At 69.7% G+C, this 1,534-nt stretch carries 1 protein-coding gene; it reads left to right on the forward strand.

Translation table 11 applies throughout. The features are described 5' to 3' along the window. The first annotated feature begins 95 nt into the window (after nt 1–95). Nucleotides 96–1,520, forward strand: coding sequence for an IS4 family transposase (locus ACRWND_RS30725; protein ID WP_431955236.1), 1,425 nt, complete (start codon nt 96–98; stop codon nt 1,518–1,520). Nucleotides 1,521–1,534 lie beyond the last annotated feature (14 nt).

Consider the following 1,534-nt stretch of genomic DNA (forward strand, 5'->3'; position numbering starts at 1 on the left):
CTGGCGGCTGGTTCGTCAAGCCGCTGCTGAACGAGGAACGGGACCTCTGGTAGATCACTTGTGTCGAGCAAGATGATCAAGAACCAGGGGTCCCGTTGCAGGAGAAGTCTGCCATCATCCGCACCATCGAGACAGCCGCGGGCGTCCACGCGCCGGGGCATCTGGGCGAGCTGACCCAGATCGTGGATTTCGCGCTGGTCGACGCCGTGCTGGAGGAGACCGGAGCGCGCGAGAAGCGCCGACGGCTGCTGCCCGCTCGGGTCGTGGTCTACTTTGTCCTGGCGCTGGCCCTGTTCGAAAAGTGCTCCTACCGGGCGGTATGGGGCAAGCTCACCACGTCCCTGGGGGCGCTCGCCCCCATCGTCCCGGCCGCCTCTTCACTCGCGCGGGCCCGCCGCCGCCTCGGCGCGGCTCCGCTGCGCCGCCTGTTCGAGGCCCTGGCCGGCCCTGTCGCCGACCGCGGCCAGGCCGGAGCCTTCTACCGCGGGCTGCGCACGGTGGCACTGGACGGCACCCATCTGCACCTGCCCGACGACGAGCAGGTCACCTGGCGCTACCCGAAACGATCCGGCGACACCCTCGAGTTCGGCTACCCCCTGCTCCGCCTCCTCGTCGTGGTCGAGTGCGGCACCCGCGCCGTGCTCGCCGCCGCCTTCGGCCCCGAAGACGAAGGCGAACTACCCTACGCCCGCCGCCTCCTGGGCTGCCTGAACACCTCGATGCTGCTCCTGGCCGACGCCGGCTTCGACGCGATCGAGTTCCTGCGCGACGTCACCACCAGCGGCGCGCAGTTCCTGGTGCGCTCCTCCGCCCGGCGCCGTCCGACCATCCAGCGCCGTCTGCCGGACGGCTCCTACCTGGCCCGCATCTCCGGCGCCTACCGGGCCGGGCAGGGCTACCGGCCACTTGAGGTGCGGGTGATCGAGGCGTGGATCACCATCACCCTCGACGACGGCACCACCCGACGCGAACCGTGGCGGCTGGTCACCAGCCTCCTCGACCACCAGCGCCATCCCGCGCGTGAACTGGTGGAGCTTTACCATCGCCGGTGGCAGGTGGAGACCGCCTACTTTTCGATCAAGGCGACCATGCTCGACGGCCGGGTCCTGCGCTCACGCAGCGTCCCGGGCCTGGACCAGGAGGTCTACGCGCTTCTGGTCACCTACCAGGCACTCATCCGCGCGGCAGCCGACGCGGTGACCGGCCGACCGGGCCCGGCCATGGAACGGATCAGCTTCACCGTCCTGCTGCAGGCCGCCGTCGACCAGGTCATCAGCGCCGGCGGCATCCTTCCGCCGGAAGGCGAACCCGTCGACCTGCTGGGAGCGATCGGCCGAACGGTCCTGGAGAACCTGCTGCCCGCCACACCACGCCAACGCGTCAAGGCCCGCAGCCGCAAGAACCCCACCAGCAAGTACGGACCGAACGCAGGAAAACACCCGCAAACCGCCCAGAGCTACACCCTCACCGCCGAGATCCACGTCATGGAAACCGGACTTGCACCCCGGCCCCGCCGGTAAACGCAACGGTGTTG

Origin of the sequence: Actinacidiphila sp. bgisy167, assembly GCF_965342175.1 — a bacterium.
GTDB lineage: Bacteria > Actinomycetota > Actinomycetes > Streptomycetales > Streptomycetaceae > Actinacidiphila.